This is a genomic window from Collinsella sp. AM20-15AC, from assembly GCF_003471405.1.
Taxonomy (GTDB): Bacteria; Actinomycetota; Coriobacteriia; order Coriobacteriales; family Coriobacteriaceae; genus Collinsella.
This window is the reverse complement of the sequence record NZ_QRJA01000070.1, coordinates 1-555: the sequence shown is the minus strand read 5'-3', so window position 1 is coordinate 555 and position 555 is coordinate 1. Positions and strand designations below refer to the sequence as shown.

Below are 555 nucleotides of genomic sequence, written 5' to 3'. Positions count from 1 at the left end.
CTGCACCGCCCCAGCAGGCTGCAGCTTGCGCTGCCGCTGGAGGAGAAGACCGCCGGGTGCGTCGCGGGCGCCCTGGAGGGCGTCCGGGCGGTCCTCGGCGCCGACGGGACGCGCCGCGTGTTCCGCGCCGTGCTCACCGACAACGGCCCCGAGTTCTCCGACGAGGACGCGATCGCCGCGCTGCTCGGCGAGGGGCCGGGCGAGACGAGGCTGTTCTACTGCGACCCCCGGCGCAGCGACCAGAAGGGCGCCTGCGAGCGCAACCACGTCGAGATCAGGAAGCTGCTGCCCAAGGGCCGCGGCCTCAGGTTCGACCGGCTGGCCCCGGCCGACCTTGCGCTGGCGATGTCGCACGTGAACTCCGAGCCCCGCGGCGCGCTCGGCTTCGCGACGCCCGCCCGCGCCTTCCGGGCGATGCTCGGCGACGACGCGGCGGCGCTGCTGGAGGCGTACGGCATCGAGGACGTGCCCATCGACGAGCTCGACCTGACGCCGGGGCTCATCGCGCGGGCGCGCGCAGAGAGGGGCGATGCCCCGCTGTCCTAGCCTGAAAGG

Annotated in this window: 1 protein-coding gene; it reads left to right on the top strand. The window is 74.8% G+C overall.

Going from position 1 to position 555, the window contains the following annotated elements:
• Positions 1-546: transposase (locus tag DW233_RS10110; RefSeq protein ID WP_370448062.1), on the top strand; the 546-nt coding region annotated here is incomplete at its 5' end.
• Positions 547-555: the final 9 nt, after the last annotated feature.